Below are 22,940 nucleotides of genomic sequence, written 5' to 3' on the forward strand. Positions count from 1 at the left end.
TGTTTTGCCTTTTTATAATAAATTTCTAAATTTTTTTGCTTTACCTAGCCAATAATCCTATTGTGAGTGGTCCCATGACGGTTATCAAAATATTACCTACTGCATAGGAAGGGGTATAACTTAAAGCAAATATACTACTTCCATTGTCCTCAACTATAGCATTTAAAGCTGCTGTTATAGTACCTGCACCACATTGAGAACCTATAATATCTACTGGATCTAGCTTTAATGCATATTTTCCAAAGAATATAGATAGGAAATGTGGAATTATAGCTACTAATACACCTACTAAAAGAACTTTAACTCCCATAGAACGTAATGCTGGAATAAATGCACTACCTGCTTCTAATCCAACTACAGCTATAAATAGGTTTAATCCTACACTCTTTAAGAACCAACGAGTTGAAGAAGGTATTTGTCCAAAACGAGGATGTTTGTTTTGATACCATCCACAGAATAAACCTGCAAATAAAGCTCCTCCACCGCTACCTAAAGTTAAAGGAACATGTCCTATAGTTATAGCTATTGTACCTATTAAAATACCAGCTATAATACCAAATGTTAAGTAACTAACATCTGTTTCTGAACCAGTATTTTTTATATAACCAAATTCTTTTATTATCTTGTCAATAGCATGCTCTGGTCCTATAATCTCTAAGAAATCTCCATTTTTCATTTGAGTTTCATCATCTAAGACCTTGTCATTTCTTTTAACTGATAATAACATTATGTTATTGTTATATAAATCTTGTAAGTTTCTTAAGTTAAATGCTTTTGTTAAAACAATTTCAGATTTCTTTAAAGAAACATTAAGATATTTATCATCTGAAGTTTCTGTTAAAGAGTCACTTGCTACTTTTAACATATCTGAAAGGTCACCAATTAAAGTAATATATTCACCTACTTCAATTTTTGTATTACCATCAAATTTTAAATCTTCATCATTTTTAAAGATTTTTTCAAAGGTAATTTTGTGCTTAAATTGTTTCTCTATATCGGAAACTGACTTTCCAATAAAAGAACAATTTTCATTTACTAAAAATGAACGCATTTTTACATTCTTTAAAATAGCAGAACCATTATTAGAATCACCTTTAAAGTTTAACTTTTCAATCATCTTTTTAGTTTCTTCTTTTAAGTTTACACGTAAAAGCATTGGTGCTATGTTCTTTAAGAAAATAAGAACACCAACAGTACCAAAAAGATAAGTTATTGCATAAGCAATAGCAACTTTAGATTCCATAGCATTTTTTTGTGCCGCCGAAATATCTAAAGAGTTTATAGCAGATGCCGAAGTACCTATAACCGCTGATTGTGTAAGTGAACCTGAGATTATTCCAGCACCTTCTCCTGGTCCAATTTTAAATATCTTAAAGCAAACCATTGCAACAATAAACGCAACTACACTAAAGAATACTGAGTGTATTATAAGTTTTACTCCTGATTTCTTTAAGCTATTTACAAATGCAGGACCTACTTCATAACCTATTGTAAAGATAAAGAAACTAAAGAATATACTCTTTACTACAGGTGAAATGTGGAATACGGTAATCTGCCCTAAAAGCAATCCTACAATTAAAGTTCCTACAGTAGAACCTAAACTAAAGGACTTGTATCTTAGCTTACCTACTAAATATCCTAAGCATAAACATAGAAATATAGCTACACTAGGGTTTTTCCCAAAAAAGTCAATTACATCTTTCACTTAAATCACCCTTTGTCCTAAATTTTTAACTTTTATTCAAACTATTTATTTTCTTTTTTATACTCATCATAATATTCAGAAAGTAATTCTAGTATTTGAGCTCCTATTTTCTTATAAGCATCATCTGGTAAATTTGCCTCTGATACACGAAGTGTTCCTGGAGTTGCTGCAAATCCTACACCTTCCATTAAAACTACTCCATTCATTTCAGCTAAACGTAATAAGAAATCAATAGGTTCAAAATTATTCTTTAAATATTCTTCAAACTTTTCATCATATACATTTTTTGCTAATTCATATACATCTATTAATGAATAATACTTAGCATTTTCTACACTATTGTCTTCTTTAATACCAAGAGTAGTGAATAAATCGTGATATCTTGCTCTTACTAATTTCTTAGCACTTTCAATATATGCATCTTTTTCTCCTGCACATAAATCACTTAAAGCAAATAAAGCCATTTGTACTTGTTGAGGTGTTGATAAACCTGAAGTATGATATAATCCAACTGAACGGCTATCTGCAACTAATCTATCTATAAATTTTAATTTTCTTGGTTCTAAAGTAACTAGACCATATCTCTTATCTAATTCTTTTAATTTTTCTTCTGGTAACTTAGCTATTAAATCATCTAAAACGTTATTTTCATTTGCAGCTATTAAACCTAATCTCCAACCTGTTGCTCCATATAATTTAGAGAAAGAGTAAACTAATAGTGTATTGTAAGGTGCTACAGAATATAAAGTTTTAAAGTTTTCAACAAAAGTTCCATAAACATCATCTGTTATTATTATTAAATCCTTACGTTCCTTAACTATTTCCTTAATATGATTTAAAGCTTCTTCACTTAATGCTTTAGAAGCTGGGTTAGAAGGGTTTACAAAGAATAAAGCTTTTATACTTTCATCTCTTAACTTTTCTATTTCCTGTGCATCTATTATCCAGTTATTTTCTTCTTTAGACATTAAGTCAACTTCTACCATATCATAATCATGTAATTGTGGTATTTGAAGATAAGGAGTAAATATAGGTGTATTTATTGCTATTTTGTCTCCTTTTTTTATTAATCCATTTTCCTTTAATGAATTAAATATGTAACATATTGCAGCTGTTCCACCTTCTGTTGGGAAAACTTCTGTTTCACTAGCTAACTTTATTCCATCATAAAGATTTTTTTCTAAGTACATGTTTACTATTTTTTCTACATTAACTAAGCATCTGCTAGGAACAGGATAGTTATTTCCTATAGCTCCATCTACAAATTCCTTAACTAAAGCATCTTTATCTATATTTAATTCTTCAGCACAGTAATTTACTGCTTTAATTAAAAATGCATCAACTTCATGATTTCCATTTAAGAAAGATACAAATCTATCATAAATTCCTTCTAAAGTTGTATATCCTGCTAAATTTCCATCTTCCATAGTTCTTCTCGACTCTGAAACACCAAATTCAACAATTCTTCCTAAAGCTAGTCTTCCTTGAGTGTTTATCCAGTTTGGATTTCCTCTACCTGCATTTAAAAAAGTATTATGCTTTTCATTTTCTTTAGCTAACTTTAGCATTTTACTACTGATTTCAAAAGCTCCTAAGCCTTCTAATTTTTTCTCAAAATCTTTTGTTATCATTTCCATCACTCCTTATTGTTAATAGTAAAAACATATAAGAAATTTAATATTTTAATTTCCAAAAAAAAGATTAAATCCCTTAATCAAGTATACCTTAACACTTTAACCATATTTTTAAAGTCAACCTATATATGCTTTTAATAAAAATAACGTTAAAATTTTTTTACTTTATAATTTTGTTATATACTATATTGACACAAAGAGAAATTTATGAAAAAATTTTTCCAAGTTTAATATATTTTCCCTAGAAAAAAAGTTAAAAGTATATATAAGAATATACTTTTAACCATGATATAAAGCTACTTATTTACTTATTCTCCAGCTATTGATAGTTCCTTAATAACAATATTAGGACTACCATAACCAGAAGTTACCCCACTTTCTTCTAAGTTATCTCCTATTTCTTCTATATTATTTAATAACTCAAAAAAGTTACCTGCAATTGTTATATGTTTTATAGCCCCTTTTAATTTTCCCTCTTCTATTTTTATCCCTTCAGCAGCTAAAGAAAAATCTCCTGTTACTGCATTAGCACCTGAGTGAAGTCCAGCTAAATCAATTATATAAACTCCATTACCTACAAATTTTAATAAATCTTCAAGGGATTTATCACCATTTTTTATATATAAGTTAGTAGGACTTGCTTTTACTGGGGATTTAAATGAAGCTTTAAAACCATTTCCTGTTGCCCTTACCCCTTCTTTATTTGCTGTTTTCAAATTGTGTAAAAAACCTTTAAAAATTCCCTCCTTAATTATCTCTTTAACTCTTGTAGGAACTCCTTCATCATCAAAGGAACAACTTGAAATTCCTCCTTCTAAAAATGGATTGTCTATTAAATTGAGCTTTTTAGATGCAATTTTTTCTCCTATTTTACCTTTTAAAAGAGTTTTATTTTCTTCAGCTATATGACCTAAAAAATTACTCTCCATTACTCTTATTAAAGAAGCCATAACCTCGCCTTCTATAATAACCTTATATTTTCCTGATGGTATTGAAGTAGCACCTTTTTTTCTTAAAGTATTATTTATTCCTTTTTTAATTAATTTATCTATATTTATATCGCTTAAATTAGTTGAAATCTTATAAGCACCATCTATAATCATATTTTCTCCCTCTTTAACAACTGGAGAAACTGAGGCACTAGCAATTGTTTTTTCTTCCTTCAAATTTATTCCTTCAGAATTAACTATTCTTCTCTCAATAATAGCTGTATTAAATTTTGTGTATTCACTTTTTAATATTTCAGAATTTATATTTGATGGCTCAAGGCTTAACCTTATAGCATTATCAATTTGTTTACTAGGAGTTAAATTTACTATATTTTCATCATAAGTACTGACCTTAAAATACTTCTCCTTTTCTCCAAAAATAAATTCAGAATCATCACTTTCTATAAGCTTTGCACATTCTAAAGCTTTCAAAACTAACAGGTCTATTGAATCTTCATCTAATTTTTCTGTATATGAATATCCCATCTTACCATTATATATTCCTCTAAAAGAAACACCTATAGAAGTGCTTAAACCATATCTTTCAACTTCCCCCTTAGAAGAAGTTATATTTAAAGCTTCGCTCTTACCATAATATAATTCATACTTTTCAAAATTAAGCTCTTTAGCTCTATTAAATAATTTTTCTTTAAAATCCTTAAATTCCATAATAGTAAACCTCCTATCTTCCCCCAACTGTAATTTCTTTAACTCTTAAAAGCGGTTGCCCTACATTTGTTGGAACAGAGCCACTTAAAGAACCACAAATCCCTTGACCATGAGCTAAATTTTTCCCAACCATATCTATATTCATTAAAATTTCAGCTCCATTTCCTATTAAACTTGCTCCTCTTACTGCTTTAGAAATAACTCCATTTTCAACTAAATATCCTTCAAGAATGTTAAAATTAAAATCACCAGTTATAGGATTAACTGAACCTCCTCCCATTTGTTTTGCATACAATCCATTTTCAATAGATTTTATTATTTCATCATTATCATCTTCTCCCTTTGCTATAAAGGTATTTGTCATTCTTGATGTAGGAGCATACTTATAGGATTCTCTTCTTCCACTTCCTGTTGATTTCATCCCCATTCTTCTTCCATTAAACTTATCAATCATATATGATTTAAGTATTCCATTTTCTATTAAAATATTTCTTTTAGTTTTTTCTCCTTCATCATCTATATTTAAAGACCCCCATGCATTAGGTATAGTCCCATCATCTATTGCAGTAACTTTTTTAGATGCTATCTGCTTTCCAAGCTTATTACAAAAAATAGAGTTTCCCTTAGCAACTGCAGTAGCCTCAAGCGAATGTCCACAAGCTTCATGGAAGATAACACCACCAAAGGAATTTTCAATTGCTACGGTCATTTTTCCAGCTTTACAATAATCTGCATGAAGCATTGTTACTGCTGACTTAGAAGCTTCTTTTCCTAAATCACTTAAATCTATTGTGTCAAAAAACTCAAAGCCCATAGATGCACCTGGTGAGCGAGAACCTGCTTGATTATCAATACCATTTGATGCTATAGAATTTACTGCTATTCTTGACCTAATTCTTCTATCTTCAGTAAATAGTCCTTCACTATTAGCTATTAAAATCTTTTGATCCTCATCTTTCATAGTAATAGTAACTTGAGATATTTCATTACTATACTCCTTTGCACCTTTATAAGCTTCCCTCATCTTTTCAATCTTTTTAAAAGAGTTTATAGAGGAAGGCACATATAAAATAGGATGAATATTAGTATTTACTCTTTCAACTAAATTAAGATTAATACTCTCTCCTTCAATAATATCTCCTAAAGCTAAAGCTGCTTTTTTGGCAGTATTTATTAAACTACATAAAGAGTCATCATTAGTATAAGCATATACACACTTTAAACCTTTAAAAATTCTTATACCAATTCCATAATCTTTTCCTGAAATAATATCCTTAACAACTCCTGAAGTTAATATAATATTGTTATTTATTTTTTCCTCAACAAAAACCTCTGCAAAATCCCCTCCTGTGCTAAGTGCTACAGAAAGCATCTTTTTTATTTTATCTTTACTTAACATTAAATCACTCCTAAAAACTCATTAAAATACATTTTAATTGTTAACTATATTCTAATTATATATAATTAAAATTTATACAATTAAAATAAATATTAACATTATAAAATTTTTTAGATAAATTAGGCTTTTAAAACATATTTAAACTTATTAGATGATTAACACCTATTTGTAAAGTGACATCTTATAGTAATTAGCTTAAAATTAGATTATTAAAATCATTTATAAAATCTAAAGAAAAGAGGAATTAATGTGAGGATTACTAAACAAAAATTTTTTAATGAATTTAAAAAAGACCAGGCAACCTACGATGAAATCCATGAAAACATTTTAGATGGGGTAAATATTGGTGGTTCTAATTTTATAATCTTAATGTGTGCAATAATAATAGCCTCTGTTGGACTAAATATGAATGCAACTGCTGTTATTATTGGTGCTATGTTAATTTCACCTCTTATGGGTCCTATAATTGCAATTGGTTACTCCGTAGGAATATATAACTTAAAATTATTAAAAAAAGCTGCAATTATACTAGGCATAGAAATTCTTATAAGTATAACAACTGCAACAATTTATTTTTCTTTAAGCCCAATATCTAGTGCTGGAAGTGAAATATTATCTAGAACAACTCCAAATATCTGGGATGTAATAATAGCCTTTGCAGGAGGAATTGCAGGAATTGTAGGTATAACTCGTAAAAAACCAGGAAACATATTGCCAGGTGTAGCTATAGCAACTGCTCTAATGCCACCTCTTTGTACTAGTGGATATGGATTAGCTACTAAAAATATACATATTTTTTTAGGTGCTGGTTATCTATTCTTTATAAACTCATTTTTTATAGCTCTTTCAGCATTACTTGTTGTAAAGTTTATGAGAATACCAACTAGAAATACTTTATCTGAAGATAAACAAAAAAAATTAAAGAAAATAATCATAGTATCTACAATAATTGTAACTATACCAAGCTTACTTTCCGCTGCTAATATGGTTAATAATTTCATAGATAATACAAATCTTAGTAACTTTATTGAAAATGAATTGCCTTCTGAATATATTTTAAATAAAGATATAAATACAAAAGATAAGACTATAGATTTAGTTATAATAGGAAATGCCATAGATAAACCAGAGGAAGAAAGACTTCAAGATGCCTTGAAATACTACAACTTTAGTGGATATAAACTTATAATTCAACAGTCTACAGATAATCTACCTGAACTTAAAATGTACTTAGATAAAATTAAAGAACAAGATTCAGGATTTATAGGAGATTTAGAAATAAATAAAGGAAAAAATTCTAATAGTCAAAATAGTTTAAATTCTGCTGTAAACTCAGTTACTTCTTCTTTAAAAGATAAGTTTAGTGATATAAGTAATATTTATAGCGGTGTTTTAGATAATGAACTTCCTGTATTTATAATAAATCATTCTAAGGATTCTATTGATAAAGATGCAATTAATTCATACATCTTATCTAATCCTCAATTAAAAAATGCAAAGATTTATTATGAAAAAGTAGATGAAGCAAAGACAACTACTAATAATTAATATTTAAATTTAAAGGACTATAAATAATTTTAAAACTTATAAATTATAAAATTTATAAACTTTAAAAAATTCTATAGTCCTTATTTTTATTAAATTTTAAAACTATTCTTTACCTACTAAGGAGTGTTTTTTACCATAAAATAAATAACTTATTATAAGTAAAATAAGTACTAAAATAAAAATAATCCAAGTGCTTTTAGATAAATTAGTCATTAAAAATAAACAACTTAATGCACCTAATATAGGTACTAAAGGTACTAATGGTGTTTTAAACCCTCTTTTTACCTCAGGATATTTTTTTCTAAAAGCTATTAAAGATATGCAAACTAAGGTATAGGTTAATAAAAATGCTATATTAGCAAAGTTTGCTAATTGACCTAAGTTAAAAAATCCTGCTAATAAAGCTCCAATTATCCCAACTGTCCATAAGGCTACATAAGGAACTTCTTTTTTATCAACTTTACTAAAAGTCTTTGGCAAAAGTCCATCTCTACTCATTGCTAAAAGAATATGAGATGTTGTAAAGTTACCTGCAAATATTACTGCTAAAATTCCTATAACTGTTCCTAAAGATACCACAAAAGACACCCATTTTTGTCCTACCAATTTTAAGGCATAAGATAAGGCATCACCTACATCTAAATTAGTATAAGAGGTCATTCCTGTAAGAACTAAAGAAACTGCTATGTATATCAATGTACAAATTATTAAAGAAGATATAAGACCTAAGGGTAAGGATTTTTGTGGATTTTTAACTTCTTCTGCTGCAGAAGCCGTAGCATCAAACCCACAATAAGCAAAAAATAAAGATGCTGTACCAGTTATTATTCCCTTAACTCCAAAGGGTGCAAAAGGATGCCAGTTTTCTGTATTTATATGAAAAACTCCAACTCCTATAAAAAGTGCAATAACTGCAATTTTTATAAATACCATAATATCATTAACCTTTTTACTCTCTCTTGTACCTAAAGATATTATAAATGTTATAAATAAAATAGATATCATTGCTGGCAAATTTAAAATTCCACCTTCGCTAGGTATTGCAGTATAAGCTTTAGGTAAATTTATTCCCAAAACTTCTAAAAGACTTAAAAGATACGAGCCCCATCCAGAAGCTACAGTAGCTGTTGATAAAGTATATCCTATAACTATACAAAGCCCTGAAATATATGCAATAATTTCTCCAAGCGAAACATAAGTAAAAGAATATGAACCACCAGCACTTGGGATGCTTGAACTAAACTCAGCATAACAAAGTACAATTATAGCTGCTGCAACTCCCCCACCTATAAAAGCTATAGAGGTAGCAGGACCTGATTGCTTAGATGCAACTATTCCAGTTAAAACCATAACCCCAGTACCAATTACAGACCCAACACTCATTAAAGTTAAATCTAAAGCACTTAGGGTTCTCTCCTTATTTTCACTTGCTTCGCTAAGTATTCTTTTTAAGCTCTGCTTTCTAAAAATATTCATTAAATTACTCCCCCTTTAGAATTATTTTATTTTTCTTTATACATTATATGTTAACACTTTATTCACTTTTAAGAAATATTTTCATAAATAAAAAAGACCACATAAAAATATGTGGTCTTATAATAATTTATAATACTTCTTTTAAGTCAGGGATTTTTAAAATCTATATTATAAAGTTATTAACTTATTAGTTTTTATTTTATAAATTTTAAACTTGAAAAACTTTTTATATTATATTTTTCTAAATTTAATTCTAAAAGTATAGCTGCAAATATTATTAATATAGCCCCTAGTATTTGTTTATTATTTAGTAATTCTCCAAAAATAAAAAAGGCAAATACACTAGATAAAACAGGTTCCATAGAAGCTAGTATACTAGTTACACTAGCTTCTATGTACTCAGTTGATTTTATATAGAATGTATTAGATATAAAAGTGCTTAAAACACCTATTGATAATATATTTAATATGACCATTTTAATATTTTGCGAAGTCATAATTATGTTTATAGATTCTTTAAAATCTGTGAACATGGCTAAAAATAAACTTGCAAAAATATAGCCATAAATAAGCAAAGTATCTTTTCTATAATTTATAAAAAACTTTGGAAATACTATTTGAAAAGCAAATAAAAATCCAGTTACTAAACCTGCTAAAATTCCAATAGTATTTAAATTTCCCTTTGATAAGGACATATTAGAAACTAAAATGCATCCTATTAAAGTAAGAAAAATAACAGTTATCTTTTTTTTATTTAACTTTTCTCCAAAAAAGAGAACACCAAAGATTGTTACCCATATTGAATTAGTAAACATAAGTACTGTAGCTACAGATATAGGTATATATTCAACAGATAAATTATAACCAATAAAACATAAAGAAAAGGTGCCAATACCATATAATGCTGAAATAGCTAACCCCTTTAAGTCAATCTTTAAAATCTTAATATCAGTTAATACTATCCAAGTTAAAAAGCATATGGAAGATAAAAAACTTCTAACAAAGGCTATAAACATCGTGCTTAAACCTGCTTCATATAAAATCCTACTACTTATACCCATTATCCCCCAAAAAACTGTTGCTATTAAAACTAGGGTTATTCCAATTCTCTTTTGGTTCATCTTATTTCCTCTTTTTTTCTTAATTTTTAGCACAAATTATATTATATACTTATTAACAATTTTTTAAAGTTTTAAAAATGACATTTTTCCTTTAATAAATTTCATTTTTCCTTGTAATACACAAATTTATTTCTTCTAGCTTAAAATTACTTTAATTAACTAATAATCTAAAAAACTTACAACATAAAACCCGTAATATATTTTTCACTTTGTAAGTTTTATTACTTTTTTGAAAGAATTAACATAAAATTATTCATATGCTTATAAATTAAACAAAAAAAAAATAAAGACTACCTTAAAAGCATTAAAAATTTTTTAAAAACTTTTAAGGTAGTCTATAAATAGTATTTATTTAAAATAAACCTTATTATTTTCTAATTTATCTATTATTGCAAGAGATTCCACTCTAACGCCTAAATCTTCTAAAACTTTTCTTCCTTCTTGGAATCCTTTTTCTATTACAATTCCTATACCCACTAATTCACAACCTGCTTGATTTACTAGGTCAATCATTCCTTTAGTAGCACATCCTTGAGCTAGGAAATCATCAATTATTAATACTCTTTCCCCTTTGTTTAAAAACTGTTTTCCTACTCTAACCTTATAATCTTTTTTCTTTGTAAAAGAATGCACATTTGATTCATAAACATCCTTATCTAAATTTAAGCTCTCAGTCTTTTTAGCAAAAACCACAGGAACATAATCAAAATATTGTGAAGTTATTCCTGCTATAGCTATTCCTGAAGCTTCTATAGTAAGTATTTTATCTATCTTTTCTCCGTCAAATCTTTTTTTAAATTCTTTACCTACTTCATTTAAAAACTTTATATCCATTTGATGATTTAAAAAACAATCAACTTTAAGTATATTTCCTTCTCTAACTTTTCCTTCTTTTAAAATCTTCTCTTTTAATGCTTCCATTTTTCTTCTCCCTGTTATAAAAATTATTTAGTAATATAGTTATCTTTAAATTCAATTAATATAAGCCACTATCCTCTACTATAAAGATAATTTCTATAAAAGCTTTAAAATAAATTAAGCATTAGTTTAAATAAATACTTTTTAATCAAAAAAATTCCCAAGCAAAAGCCTAGGAATATATAATCATTTCAAAAAGTACAGAAATCACCTATATATTCGTAGTTAGGATGTTTACGGCCTCCTAGTAGAAACACTCAACCCATATCGTCGAGCATATACGATTTACTTCTAAAGTTATTTTTAATTATTAAGTAGTATTATAAACATTTATTCTTTTAATGTAAAGTTTTATATACAAAAATACTCTAAATTCCTCATATAATAATCATAAATAAGTTTATTATATTTATATTTGTTATAATAAAACCTATAAATTAATAGAAACTAAGTTCTATATGATAGACTTAACTTTAAATTATATTTTAATACTCTTATACTTTTAGTAATTAATAAAAATTCCTAGACTAAGATTTTTAAAATAGTATATCCATTATTAATACCCTTTTCAAAATATTAATAAAATACTATTATTTTCGTAATAAAATATTATTGACATAGATTACTAAGAGATATAATATGATATTAAACTTAATAATATCTTTTGTGTTAAGAGGGAGTAGTTACAAGTTATAATATCAACAACGCGGTTAACTAAAAGTTACCTGGTATTATACACCAACATTTGGTTACAAGACTTTTAATATAATCTAAGGAATTCAAGACATTTCATTGACTATTCCTTAGATTATATTAAAAGTCTTATTTTTTTGTCTCCTATAAATAGATATTATTTGGTAACAATAAGCTTTATCTAAAGGCTAATATTAGGAAAGAAAGGAGTTAATTTTATGAAAAAAGTTTACTCAAAATCTAAAGAAGAACTTTTCAAAGAACTCGGTGTAAACAAAGATGGATTAAACAGCACTGAAGTTGAAAAAATGAAAGAGAAATACGGCAAAAATGAACTAGTTGAAGGAAAGAAAAAATCCACTTTCCAAGTATTCCTTGACCAATTTAAGGACATGCTAATAATAATTCTTATATGTGCCGCTGCTATTTCTATGTTTTTAGGAGATTTTGAAAGTGCTGCTGTTATTATATTTGTTTTAATAGTAAATGCTACTCTTGGAACAATTCAACATGTAAAGGCAGAACAATCCTTAAACAGCTTAAAGGCACTATCCTCTCCTTCAACCAAAGTACTTAGAAATGGTGAAAGAATAGAAATAGACTCTACTGATGTTGTAGTTGGAGATATTATTTTTCTTGAAGCTGGAGATTATATACCTTGTGATGGTAGAATACTTGAAAACTATAGCTTACAGGTTAACGAAAGTTCATTAACTGGTGAATCTGAAAGTATTGTAAAAATGTCTGAAATAATAAAAGGAGAAGAGGTTCCTATAGGTGATAGAAAAAATATGGTCTTCTCAGGTAGCTTAGTAACTTATGGTAGAGCTACTATTTTAGCAACAGCTGTTGGTATGAATACTGAAATAGGTAAAATAGCTCAATTATTAAATGATACTAAAGAGAAGAAAACTCCTCTTCAAACTAACTTAGATAACTTTGGTAAAAAACTTGCAATTGCAATCCTTGTAATATGTGCAATAGTATTTGCTATTAGTATTTATAGAGGTGAAGCTCTTATAGAAGCCTTCATGTTTGCTGTAGCCTTAGCAGTTGCTGCTATTCCTGAAGCTTTAAGTTCTATAGTAACAATAGTTCTTTCCTTAGGAACTCAAAAAATGGCTAAGGAAAATGCTATTGTAAGAAAACTTCAAGCTGTAGAAGGTTTAGGAAGTGTATCTATAATTTGTTCAGATAAAACTGGTACTTTAACTCAAAATAAAATGACTGTTAAAAAGATTTTTGTTGATGGACAAGTTATACAATCTAATGAATTAAATTTAGAAAAGAAAATAGATAATGACCTTTTAACAATGAGTTTACTTTGTAATGATGCAATTACAGATTGTGAAAAGGAAATAGGAGACCCAACAGAAGTTGCACTTGTAAATCTTGGAGATTTATATGGTGTTGATGAACTTGTACAAAGAGATAAATTTAAAAGACTTGGAGAAATACCTTTTGACTCTGATAGAAAGCTTATGAGTGTTGTTTATAATATTCATGGTCAAAACATAATAGCAACTAAAGGTGCTGTTGATGTACTTTTAAAAAGGTCTACTAAAATAGAAACTTCAGAAGGTGTTAGACCTTTAACTAAAAAAGACATAGCTAAAATAGAAGAAATTAACCAAGAGTTCTCAAGAACAGGACTTAGAGTTTTATCTTTTGCATATAGAAATATAGAAAGTAGAACTGATATAACTCTTAAAGATGAAAATGACTTAACTTTCATAGGTCTTATATCAATGATGGACCCTCCAAGAGAGGAATCTGCTGAAGCTGTAAAAGCATGTATAGAAGCAGGAATTAAACCAGTAATGATAACAGGAGACCATAAAATAACTGCTTCTGCAATCGCAAAGCAAATAGGTATATTAAAAGATGAAAGTGAAGCTATTGAAGGTTCTGCCTTAGATAAAGTTACTGATGAAGAACTTAAAAATATGGTAGAAAATATTTCTGTGTATGCTAGGGTTTCTCCAGAGCATAAAATAAGAATAGTTAGAGCATGGCAAGAAAAAGGTAATGTTGTTGCTATGACTGGTGACGGTGTAAATGATGCTCCTGCTTTAAAACAAGCTGATATAGGAGTTGCAATGGGTATTACAGGTTCAGAGGTTGCAAAAGATGCAGCATCAATGGTTTTAACAGATGATAACTTTGCAACTATAGTAAAAGCAATTGAAAATGGTAGAAATATTTATGCTAATATTAAAAATGCTATTAAGTTCCTACTATCTGGTAACACAGCTGGTATATTATGTGTTTTATATGCTTCAATATTAGCTTTACCAGTACCTTTTGCTGCAGTACATCTATTATTTATAAACCTATTAACAGATAGTTTACCTGCAATTGCACTAGGTCTTGAACCTCATAAAAAAGATGTTATGAAAGAAAAACCTAGAAAAGCTAATGCTTCTATTTTAACAAAAGACTTTATTGCAGATGTATTATTTGAAGGTGTAGTAATTACAATTGTAACTATGATTGCTTTCTATATAGGTTTAAATCAAGGTGGAGCCTTATTAGCAAGTACAATGGCATTTGCTACATTATGTTTATCAAGACTTGTACATGGATTTAATAGTAAATCTAAAAATCATGTATTATCAAAAGAACTTTTCTCTAATAAATATTTATGGGCTGCTTTTGGTGTAGGATTTATTCTTTTAAATGTAGTTCTTTTAGTTCCTGCTTTTAAAGGATTATTCCAAGTTGCACCACTTACACTTAATAATTTATTTACTATATATGGCTTATCACTATGCACATTTATAGTTATACAAGCCTTTAAATTTATAAGAGAAAAAGTTACTAAAAATCATAAAGAAACAGTAGCAGAAGCACCTAATAAAAATAAAGCTGCTTAAAATAAAAAAGACCAAAGTAAATTTTTACTTTGGTCTTTTTTATTTTATATAAAATTATTGTCACTTCTTATAGCTTTATAAAAAAGGTAATATGATAAAGTCATATAAGGTTGTAGCCATAGCATACCTATACCTAAAATAAGCCAAGATAAAATTATCCATCCTATAAAACTTAACTTCATTACTATATAAGCTATTCTATGTCCCTTAGTTATTTTTATACTAATATCTAAAGCTTCTAAAATGCCCACATTCTCATCCTCTGTAAAAATCATAGGAATAGGAAATAATATAGCCTCTATTAATAAAGCTAAAAAAGCTAAAATTATTAAAAAGGCAATTAAAAGTATAAAAACACTATTTTGCAAAGATAGAGCTAAAATAATAGGAAATATAATTACTAATACTAATATAGATAATATAGATGTTAATATATTAAAAACTGTAATCTTAAATGTTGCCTTAAAACTTATAAAACAATCTAAATACTTAACCCTTTCTCCACTTTCAGTTAACTTCATACAATATTTTATAAAACTTCCTGTTAAAAAAGCTGTAAGAAAATAAAGTAAAATCCAACCCACTAAAGGAATTATTGATAATAAGAAACTAAATACAATATTAAAAAAAGCATAAACTATAGTAGCCCCAGCAGCATTACTCCACCGTCCACTTAAAAGATTTTTTGCATCCTCTTTACATTCAATCCTATAATTCAAATTTATCCCCCTAAAAATTATTTAATTAATTTATTCTATTCGATTATACCATATTTTGCCACCAAAACAAATTACTTGTATTAATCTTTTTAAACTCTGATATAATTGTATATATACTTATTTAAAATAAATTTAACTATAAGGAAGAGATTAATGAGAAAAAAATACTTTATTTTAACAATTTTATGTATGATTTTAGGACTATGTTCTAGAAAATTTATAATTTATATGCCTAGTTTAATTGCTCCATATTTAGGTGATACGCTTTGGGCATCTATGGTTTACTTTGGATTTAGATTTTTATTTCCTAAACTTAGCCTTAATTATGGCTTTTTAATTGCAATAATATTCTCCTTTTCAATAGAGTTTAGTCAAATATACCAAGCACCATGGATAAATAGAATCAGAGATACTACTTTAGGCTCCTTAATCCTTGGGCATGGTTTCTTATTTAGCGACTTGATTTGCTATACTGTAGGCATAATAATAGCCTTATTTATAGATAAAATATTTATAAAAAAAAGCTCTAAGTAAAAAACTTAGAGCAAACAAGAGGTATCTACAATAGCAACCACAATATGACTTAATAATTTTTTAAGTCATATATTATCTTATATTCAACAATTTATCAAAATATACCTATTGATAAAATTAAAGAGGCAAAAACAATTGAAATCATTGACATTAACTTTATTAAAATATCAATTGAAGGTCCTGTAGTATCTTTAAAAGGGTCTCCAACTGTATCTCCAACTACTGCTGCTTTATGACAATCAGAACCTTTTCCTCCTAAAACTCCTCCTTCAATATATTTTTTAGCATTATCCCAAGCTCCTCCTGAATTAGCCATCATTATAGCTAACACAAAACCAGTTACCGTAGAACCTGCTAAAAGACCAGCAACTCCATTTGGTCCTAATAAAAATCCTGTTATTATAGGAGTTAAAATAGCTACTAAAGCAATTGGAATCAACTCTCTTTGAGATGATTTTGTACATATATCTACACATTTTTCAAAATCTGCTTCTGCTTCCCCTTCTAAAAGACCCTTTATTTCTTTAAATTGTCTTCTCACCTCAATAACAATCTTAGAAGCCGCTCTTCCTACAGCATCCATAGTTAATGCTGAAAAAACAAAGGTAACCATTCCCCCAACAAAAAGCCCTATTAAAACCTGTGGATTTATTATAGATAGATTAAAAGTAAAATCAATTCCCTTTGATAAGGAAATATTCTCTACAGAATCTTTATATGCTGCTATAAAAGCTAAGGCTGTTAAGGCAGCAGAGCCTATTGCAAAGCCTTTTCCTGTAGCAGCTGTTGTATTTCCTAATGAATCTAAAGCGTCGGTCCTTCTTCTAACCTCAGGACTTTGTTCTGTCATCTCTGCAATTCCACCTGCATTATCTGCTACTGGTCCATAGGCATCTGTAGCTAAAGTAATTCCTAAAGTAGATAACATTCCTACAGCTGAAATAGCAATTCCATAAAGCCCTAGACTAAAATCTTTATTTCCACCAGATAGTAAAAAGCTACTTATTATAGATATAGCTATTATAATAACTGGCATAGCAGTAGATAGCATACCTAACGATAATCCTCCTATTATTGTAGTAGCTGAACCTGTTTTAGTCATATCAGCTAATTTTTTTGTAGGCTTATAATTATCACTAGTATAATATTCTGTAAAATATCCAATTAAAATTCCAGCAATTAATCCTGATAATATACTAAAATATATTCCTAAATTATTTTCTCCAACAACTATTTTAACAATAAAAAAACCTGAAATAGCCACTAAAATTGAAGATATATATGTTCCTCTTCTCAAAGCTGAAAGTAAGGATTTCTGTGTTGCATCCTCCTTTGCCTTTACAAAAAATGTTCCTATAATACAAGCAACTGCACCTACAGAAGCAATAATTAAAGGAAGTACTACTCCCTTTATTCCTAAACCAGCTGAAACAGCTAAAGCACAGGCTGAAACTAAGGAACCTACATATGATTCATATAAATCTGCTCCTAATCCAGCAACATCCCCTACATTATCTCCTACATTATCAGCTATAACAGCTGGATTTCTATGATCATCCTCTGGAATACCAGCTTCAACCTTTCCAACTAAGTCTGCTCCAACATCAGCAGCCTTTGTAAATATTCCTCCTCCAACTCTTGCAAAAAGTGCCATAGAAGAAGCTCCCATTCCAAAAGTTAACATAACAGAAGTTATTTGTCCTATTTTTTCAGCCTCAGGTAAATATGCATAATACCAATCTAATATATAGTACCAAATTCCTAAATGAAAAAGTGCTAACCCTACAACTACTAACCCCATTATAGCTCCACTAGAAAAAGCAATTCTTAAAGCATCATTTAAGCTTTTTTTAGCTGCCATGGTTGTTCTAGAATTAGCATTAGTTGCTGTTTTCATTCCTAAATAACCACTTAGTCCAGAAAATAATCCTCCTGTCAAAAATGCAAAAGGAACAAAAATGGATAAGTATCCCTTAAAACTCAAAAAAATTAATATAATAAACATTCCTAAGAAAAATAAAGAAACACCCCTATACTGTCTAACTAAAAAAGCATTAGCTCCTCTTTTAATCTTCTCAGAAACTTCTCTTATTTTTTCATCCTCTACAGGATTTTTCATTATACCTTTTCCTAGATAAAGAGCAAATAAAAGCGATATTATAGAACATATTGGTACCAAAAGCATAAGGTCCATTTTTCTATCCTCCTATTTTCTTTATAAATTTAAAAAAATTTGTAAAAATCAACAAATTTTTTTTAAATTTTAATAATGATATAAAAAATTTAACTTTAAAGAAAAATAAAGTAAACCTTTCCAAGAAAATAATTTTAAATACCTCCTTTTAAAATTATTTAAGTTTTTAAAACTTAATTTAGGTTCTATTACTAATATATTTATTAAAGCTTTTTTATTTTCCTAATATTTTTTAAATAAACATTTTATTTACAAATTATCAAATTTATTTATTTTCTATATATTATATTAAAATACTTTTTTTAACTATTATTCTTTTAAAATACAAATTATTTATTAAAAATTTAATTTTAATTTTATAAATACATTTAACTTAAAATAAACTTAATTCTTTTAACAAATTGTAAACATTTTTTTCTCTTTAGGACTATTATTTTTTTATGGATATGTTATTATTAATATGAACCTAGTCCATATTTAAGCTATTTTCACATATTAAAGTAAACCAAAAAAAGATTTCTTTTAATATATGAAAATGCTTTTTATGGACAGGCTCTAAATCTAATAAAGAAAGAAGGTTTTATTATGCCTAAGTTATTAATCCCAGCTATTATATTTATAACTTTAGCACTAATATTCTACACAATTGGTGTTTGGAGCGAGCATAGAGCAGGTATTTTGAAGAAAAAACATGTAATAATCTTCTGGTGTGGTTTAGTTTGCGATACTCTTGGAACTTTCACAATGAGTAGAATAGTTGCTGCTGGAACTGATAAGGGTATTACCCCAAGAGATTTATTCATACATCAATCAACAGGTATGCTTGCTATTATATTAATGCTTATACATGCTGTTTGGGCAACTATAGTTTTAAATAGAGGTAGTGAAAAAGCAAAAGCAATATTCCACAAATTTAGTTTAGTGGTTTGGTTCATATGGCTAATTCCTTACTTCGTAGGTATGTACATAGGAATGACATCTTAATAAAAAAAACTCCTTTTAAATTAATTAAAAGGAGTTTTTATTTTACAACCTTATTTTATTATTTTATTCACATACCTTACCTGGATTTAAAACATTATTTGGGTCAAAAACTAATTTTATTCCTCTCATAATATCCATAGTAGCCTTATTTAAAGATTCATCTAAATAAATTCTCTTAGCTAAACCAATACCATGTTCACCAGAAACCTGTCCATTTAGTTCTCTTTGTTTCTTATAAAGAATTTCCATAGCTTCTTTAAGCTTTTTATCCCATTCTTCATCAGATAATTCATCCTTTAAGATATAAATGTGTAAATTCCCATCACCAGCATGACCAAAACTTCTTATTCTAACCTTTAATTGCTTTTCAACTTCATTTGTGAACTTAACAAACTCTGCAACCTTATTTCTTGGTACAACAACATCAACTTCATCTAAATCACTAGTTGATGCTTTTATAGCTTCTAAAAATGCTCCCCTTGCTGTCCATATAGATTCTTGTCTTTCCTCTGTATCTGATATAAAGACATCTAAAGCACCTGCTTTTAAGCATATATCTGCAACCTTTGCATAATATCCTTCTACTTCTTCCTTTGAGTTTCCATCAAAACTTAATATTAAGTAAGCATTTGAAGTATTATCAGGGAATTTTTTCCCTAAAAATTCTTCAGCTGATAATATTAAATCCCTTTGCATAAATTCTATAGCAGTCGGAATATTTTTTGATTTTATTATTTCAGGTACTGTTTCTATAGCAGTATCTAAGTCATTAAAAGGCACTAAAAGACTTATTACCTTTTTTGGAAGTGGTATTAATTTTAAAACTATTTTAGTTATTATTGCTAAGGTTCCTTCTGAACCAACTATTAAATCTTTTAAGCTATATCCAGAACTATTTTTAACAACCTTTCCTCCAAGCTCTAAAATTTCTCCACTTGGAAGAACTACTTCTATACCTCTTACATAATCCCTTGTTACACCATACTTAACAGCTCTCATACCACCTGCATTAGTACTAACATTACCACCTATTGTTGCTGTTTTTTCTCCTGGGTCTGGTGGATAAAATAAATCATGTTCCTCAACAAACTTTGAAATTTCCATAATAAGAACTCCAGGCTCAACAGTAAGAGTTAAGTTTTCTTCATCTAACTCTAATATCTTATTCATTCCAGTTAAGTCTAAAACAATTCCTCCAAGTATTGGAACTGCTGCTCCAACAAGACCAGTTCCTGCTCCTCTTACTGTTATAGGAATTTTATTTTCATTAGCATATTTCATTATTTCAACTATTTCTTCTCTATTAAGTGCCTTAACAACAATATCAGGCATATGTTTTTCAGAACCTAACTCATCATGAGAATAATCTTCACTTATATCTAACCCTGTAAATACTCTTTCCTCATCTTTTATAATTTCTTTTATAAAATTAATACCTTTTTCATCTATTTTATTATAACTCATACTAAAGCACCCCTTCTCCTTTTATTTTCTCAATAAGTTTAGGAACAATCTCATAAATATCACCAACTATTCCATAATGAGAAACCTCAAATATAGGTGCCTTTTCATCTTTATTTATAGCAAATATATAATCTGCATTATTCATTCCTGCTACAAATTGAATAGCTCCTGAAACACCACAAGTTATTATAAGCTTAGGTCTTACAGTTCTTCCACTTAATCCAACTTGTCTATTTGCATCAGCCCATCCATTCTCTATAAGAGGTCTTGTAACTGCAACTTCTCCTCCTAATAAATCAGCTAATTCTTTTATAAGTTTTAAATCCTTCTCTGCCTTTACTCCTCTACCTGCTACAACTATTACTTCAGCATCTGATATACTATGTTCCTTTGGTTTTTCCTTAATCTCCTTAACCTCGATATCTGACTTTAATTTATCCTTTTCTATTTCAAAGTATTTAATCTCTCCAGTACATTCATCATTTCTCTCTGGTGCAGACATAACTTTATATCTAACAGTTGCCATCTGAGGTCTTGAATTTGGTGTAACTATTTGTGCCATTATATTTCCACCAAAAGCTGGTCTTATCTGAACTAAATCTGTATTTTCTTTTATATCAAGTATAGTACAATCAGCAGTAAGACCAGTTCTACATCTAGCAGCTACTCTTGGGGCTAAGGATCTTCCTAGTGTAGTTGCACCAACTAAAATTGAACAAGGTTTTATCTTGCTTATAAAGTCATAAAAGACAGCTGTATAAGGTTCAATTCTAAAGTTTTCAAGTTCTTTATAATCATAAACTATAACTTCATCTACTCCATAATGTAGAAGTTCTCCAGCTTTATCTTTTATTCCATTCCCCATAAATAAACAGTAAACCTTTTGATTTATTTTATCAGCTAATTCTCTAGCCTTACCTATTAATTCTAAAGTTACAGGGTGAATCTCTCCATTTACATGGTCAACATAAACAGCAATACCTTTCCATTCATCCTTATTAACTAAAACTTTATCCTTATCTTCAACAAATTCAAAAGCACCCTTAGGTCCCTTTCTAACACAAACTTTACACATTCTACAACTTGCATTTATTTCTACTTTTCCATCAACTATTTCCATAGCTCCAAATGGACAAATTTTTATTACATTATTCATATCATCTATTTTATCTTGATGAACTACTAATCTACCCATAATATTTACCCCCTATATAAACTTAAGCTCTCTTAATTTATCTTCCATTTTTTCGCTTAATTTTGCTGCATCTCCAGTCCAAATTTCATGGTCATCATTATTACTTGGTGGAAATATTCTTTCAACTTGAGTAGGTGAGCCATTTAATCCATATTTTTTCTCATCTTTATCTTCAAAATCCTTTAAAGATATTACATTTATTTCTCTCTCCTCTGTTTCAAGTTTCTTTTTATAGGATGGTAACCTTGGTTGAAAAATATCTTTATCCACAGTTAAAAGACAAGGATACTTAACCTCTAAAACCTCTATTGTATTTGGCATATCCATTTCAACTTTAATAAAGTCTTCATTCACATCTAGTATTTTTCTAACATTTGCAACATGAGGTACACCTAAATACTCTGCCATTTCAGGACCAACCTGTGCTGTATCTCCATCTGTAGTCTGTTTACCACAAATAATTATGTCAAAGTCTCCACATTTTCTAACACCTTGTGATAAAGTATATGAAGTTGCTAAAACATCAGCTCCTGCAAATTTTCTATCTGAAACTAAAGTTCCTTCATCAGCTCCCATAGCATAAGCTTCTTTTATTACAGCTTTAGCCTGTGGTGGCCCCATACTTATAACCTTTATACTTCCTCCCTTCTTTTCTTTTATTCTAAGAGCAGTTTCTAATGCATATAAGTCATAAGGATTCATCTTTGAATCTACACCATCTCTTTTTAAAACTCCTGTCTTTTCATCAACCTCAACCTTTGAAGTACCTGGAACTTGTTTGATACAAACCATAATCTTCATAAAATCACTCCATTCCCTCTA

At 28.5% G+C, this 22,940-nt stretch carries 16 protein-coding genes and 1 riboswitch; of the genes, 4 read left to right on the forward strand and 12 right to left on the reverse strand.

Features of this window, described 5'->3' with window-relative positions:
- Positions 1 to 40: 40 nt before the first annotated feature.
- From aspT to AC4FQV_RS06780, 4 genes are all read right to left on the reverse strand, one after another.
- Positions 41 to 1,705 carry an aspartate-alanine antiporter gene (gene aspT, locus AC4FQV_RS06765; RefSeq protein ID WP_491139689.1) on the reverse strand — a complete coding sequence of 555 codons (1,665 nt, stop codon included), beginning with the start codon at positions 1,703 to 1,705 and terminating at the stop codon, positions 41 to 43.
- Positions 1,706 to 1,746: 41 nt separating this feature from the next.
- Positions 1,747 to 3,336, reverse strand: a complete 1,590-nt coding sequence (locus AC4FQV_RS06770) for a bifunctional aspartate transaminase/aspartate 4-decarboxylase (RefSeq protein ID WP_491165167.1) — start codon at positions 3,334 to 3,336, stop codon at positions 1,747 to 1,749.
- A gap of 311 nt (positions 3,337 to 3,647) precedes the next feature.
- Positions 3,648 to 4,997 carry a TldD/PmbA family protein gene (locus tag AC4FQV_RS06775; protein WP_491165168.1) on the reverse strand — a complete coding sequence of 450 codons (1,350 nt, stop codon included), beginning with the start codon at positions 4,995 to 4,997 and terminating at the stop codon, positions 3,648 to 3,650.
- A 13-nt stretch (positions 4,998 to 5,010) separates the two neighbouring features.
- Positions 5,011 to 6,396: a TldD/PmbA family protein gene (locus AC4FQV_RS06780; RefSeq protein ID WP_491165169.1), complete on the reverse strand. Its 1,386-nt coding sequence runs from the start codon at positions 6,394 to 6,396 to the stop codon at positions 5,011 to 5,013.
- Positions 6,397 to 6,645: 249 nt separating this feature from the next.
- Here AC4FQV_RS06780 and AC4FQV_RS06785 point away from each other — a divergent pair, with 249 nt between their 5' ends.
- A complete protein-coding gene (locus AC4FQV_RS06785) occupies positions 6,646 to 7,944 on the forward strand; it encodes a DUF389 domain-containing protein (RefSeq protein WP_491139693.1) in 1,299 nt (432 codons plus the stop codon).
- A gap of 102 nt (positions 7,945 to 8,046) precedes the next feature.
- Here AC4FQV_RS06785 and AC4FQV_RS06790 read toward each other — a convergent pair whose 3' ends face one another.
- The 3 genes from AC4FQV_RS06790 to AC4FQV_RS06800 form a co-directional block, all read right to left on the reverse strand.
- A complete protein-coding gene (locus tag AC4FQV_RS06790; RefSeq protein WP_491139694.1) occupies positions 8,047 to 9,420 on the reverse strand; it encodes an APC family permease in 1,374 nt (457 codons plus the stop codon).
- Between the two features lie 194 nt (positions 9,421 to 9,614).
- Positions 9,615 to 10,541 carry a DMT family transporter gene (locus tag AC4FQV_RS06795; protein WP_491165170.1) on the reverse strand — a complete coding sequence of 309 codons (927 nt, stop codon included), beginning with the start codon at positions 10,539 to 10,541 and terminating at the stop codon, positions 9,615 to 9,617.
- Positions 10,542 to 10,889: 348 nt separating this feature from the next.
- Complete coding sequence (locus AC4FQV_RS06800) at positions 10,890 to 11,462, reverse strand: xanthine phosphoribosyltransferase (RefSeq protein WP_491139696.1); 573 nt, start codon at positions 11,460 to 11,462, stop codon at positions 10,890 to 10,892.
- Positions 11,463 to 11,661: 199 nt separating this feature from the next.
- Positions 11,662 to 11,763: riboswitch (purine riboswitch) on the reverse strand.
- A gap of 607 nt (positions 11,764 to 12,370) precedes the next feature.
- Here AC4FQV_RS06800 and AC4FQV_RS06805 point away from each other — a divergent pair.
- Positions 12,371 to 15,028, forward strand: coding sequence for a calcium-translocating P-type ATPase, PMCA-type (locus AC4FQV_RS06805; protein ID WP_491139697.1), 2,658 nt, complete (start codon positions 12,371 to 12,373; stop codon positions 15,026 to 15,028).
- 44 nt (positions 15,029 to 15,072) lie between these two features.
- Here AC4FQV_RS06805 and AC4FQV_RS06810 read toward each other — a convergent pair whose 3' ends face one another.
- Positions 15,073 to 15,747, reverse strand: a complete 675-nt coding sequence (locus AC4FQV_RS06810) for a DUF975 family protein (RefSeq protein WP_491139698.1) — start codon at positions 15,745 to 15,747, stop codon at positions 15,073 to 15,075.
- Between the two features lie 153 nt (positions 15,748 to 15,900).
- Here AC4FQV_RS06810 and AC4FQV_RS06815 point away from each other — a divergent pair, with 153 nt between their 5' ends.
- Complete coding sequence (locus AC4FQV_RS06815; protein ID WP_491139699.1) at positions 15,901 to 16,281, forward strand: ribosomal maturation YjgA family protein; 381 nt, start codon at positions 15,901 to 15,903, stop codon at positions 16,279 to 16,281.
- Positions 16,282 to 16,375: 94 nt separating this feature from the next.
- Here the strand turns inward: AC4FQV_RS06815 and AC4FQV_RS06820 are convergent, their stop codons facing one another.
- Positions 16,376 to 18,475: a sodium-translocating pyrophosphatase gene (locus tag AC4FQV_RS06820; RefSeq protein ID WP_491139700.1), complete on the reverse strand. Its 2,100-nt coding sequence runs from the start codon at positions 18,473 to 18,475 to the stop codon at positions 16,376 to 16,378.
- Positions 18,476 to 19,060: 585 nt separating this feature from the next.
- On the opposite strand from AC4FQV_RS06820, the gene AC4FQV_RS06825 reads away from it, so the two are divergent.
- On the forward strand, positions 19,061 to 19,459 hold the full coding sequence (locus tag AC4FQV_RS06825; protein WP_491139701.1) for an HsmA family protein: 399 nt from the start codon (positions 19,061 to 19,063) through the stop codon (positions 19,457 to 19,459).
- Between the two features lie 63 nt (positions 19,460 to 19,522).
- Here AC4FQV_RS06825 and AC4FQV_RS06830 read toward each other — a convergent pair whose 3' ends face one another.
- The 3 genes from AC4FQV_RS06830 to AC4FQV_RS06840 are packed head-to-tail and all read right to left on the reverse strand — an operon-like array spanning position 19,523 to position 22,919.
- On the reverse strand, positions 19,523 to 20,923 hold the full coding sequence (locus tag AC4FQV_RS06830; protein ID WP_491139702.1) for an FAD-binding oxidoreductase: 1,401 nt from the start codon (positions 20,921 to 20,923) through the stop codon (positions 19,523 to 19,525).
- A gap of 1 nt (position 20,924) precedes the next feature.
- Positions 20,925 to 22,118 (reverse strand): electron transfer flavoprotein subunit alpha/FixB family protein, encoded by a 1,194-nt coding sequence (locus AC4FQV_RS06835; protein WP_491139703.1) that lies wholly within the window; start codon positions 22,116 to 22,118, stop codon positions 20,925 to 20,927.
- A 12-nt stretch (positions 22,119 to 22,130) separates the two neighbouring features.
- Positions 22,131 to 22,919 carry an electron transfer flavoprotein subunit beta/FixA family protein gene (locus AC4FQV_RS06840; protein ID WP_491165171.1) on the reverse strand — a complete coding sequence of 263 codons (789 nt, stop codon included), beginning with the start codon at positions 22,917 to 22,919 and terminating at the stop codon, positions 22,131 to 22,133.
- Positions 22,920 to 22,940 lie beyond the last annotated feature (21 nt).

Source organism: Clostridium sp. TJA038 (assembly GCF_058310255.1).

Bases quoted from the DNA above. Each gene is read 5' to 3' on its own strand.
- AC4FQV_RS06830 (WP_491139702.1), bottom strand. From the start codon at position 20,923: ATGAGTTATAATAAAATAGATGAAAAAGGTATTAATTTTATAAAAGAA.
- AC4FQV_RS06795 (WP_491165170.1), bottom strand. From the start codon at position 10,541: ATGAACCAAAAGAGAATTGGAATAACCCTAGTTTTAATAGCAACAGTT.
- AC4FQV_RS06800 (WP_491139696.1), bottom strand. From the start codon at position 11,462: ATGGAAGCATTAAAAGAGAAGATTTTAAAAGAAGGAAAAGTTAGAGAA.
- AC4FQV_RS06775 (WP_491165168.1), bottom strand. From the start codon at position 4,997: ATGGAATTTAAGGATTTTAAAGAAAAATTATTTAATAGAGCTAAAGAG.
- AC4FQV_RS06790 (WP_491139694.1), bottom strand. From the start codon at position 9,420: ATGAATATTTTTAGAAAGCAGAGCTTAAAAAGAATACTTAGCGAAGCA.
- AC4FQV_RS06815 (WP_491139699.1), top strand. From the start codon at position 15,901: ATGAGAAAAAAATACTTTATTTTAACAATTTTATGTATGATTTTAGGA.
- AC4FQV_RS06835 (WP_491139703.1), bottom strand. From the start codon at position 22,118: ATGGGTAGATTAGTAGTTCATCAAGATAAAATAGATGATATGAATAAT.
- AC4FQV_RS06840 (WP_491165171.1), bottom strand. From the start codon at position 22,919: ATGAAGATTATGGTTTGTATCAAACAAGTTCCAGGTACTTCAAAGGTT.
- AC4FQV_RS06820 (WP_491139700.1), bottom strand. From the start codon at position 18,475: ATGGACCTTATGCTTTTGGTACCAATATGTTCTATAATATCGCTTTTA.
- AC4FQV_RS06780 (WP_491165169.1), bottom strand. From the start codon at position 6,396: ATGTTAAGTAAAGATAAAATAAAAAAGATGCTTTCTGTAGCACTTAGC.
- AC4FQV_RS06805 (WP_491139697.1), top strand. From the start codon at position 12,371: ATGAAAAAAGTTTACTCAAAATCTAAAGAAGAACTTTTCAAAGAACTC.
- AC4FQV_RS06825 (WP_491139701.1), top strand. From the start codon at position 19,061: ATGCCTAAGTTATTAATCCCAGCTATTATATTTATAACTTTAGCACTA.
- AC4FQV_RS06770 (WP_491165167.1), bottom strand. From the start codon at position 3,336: ATGATAACAAAAGATTTTGAGAAAAAATTAGAAGGCTTAGGAGCTTTT.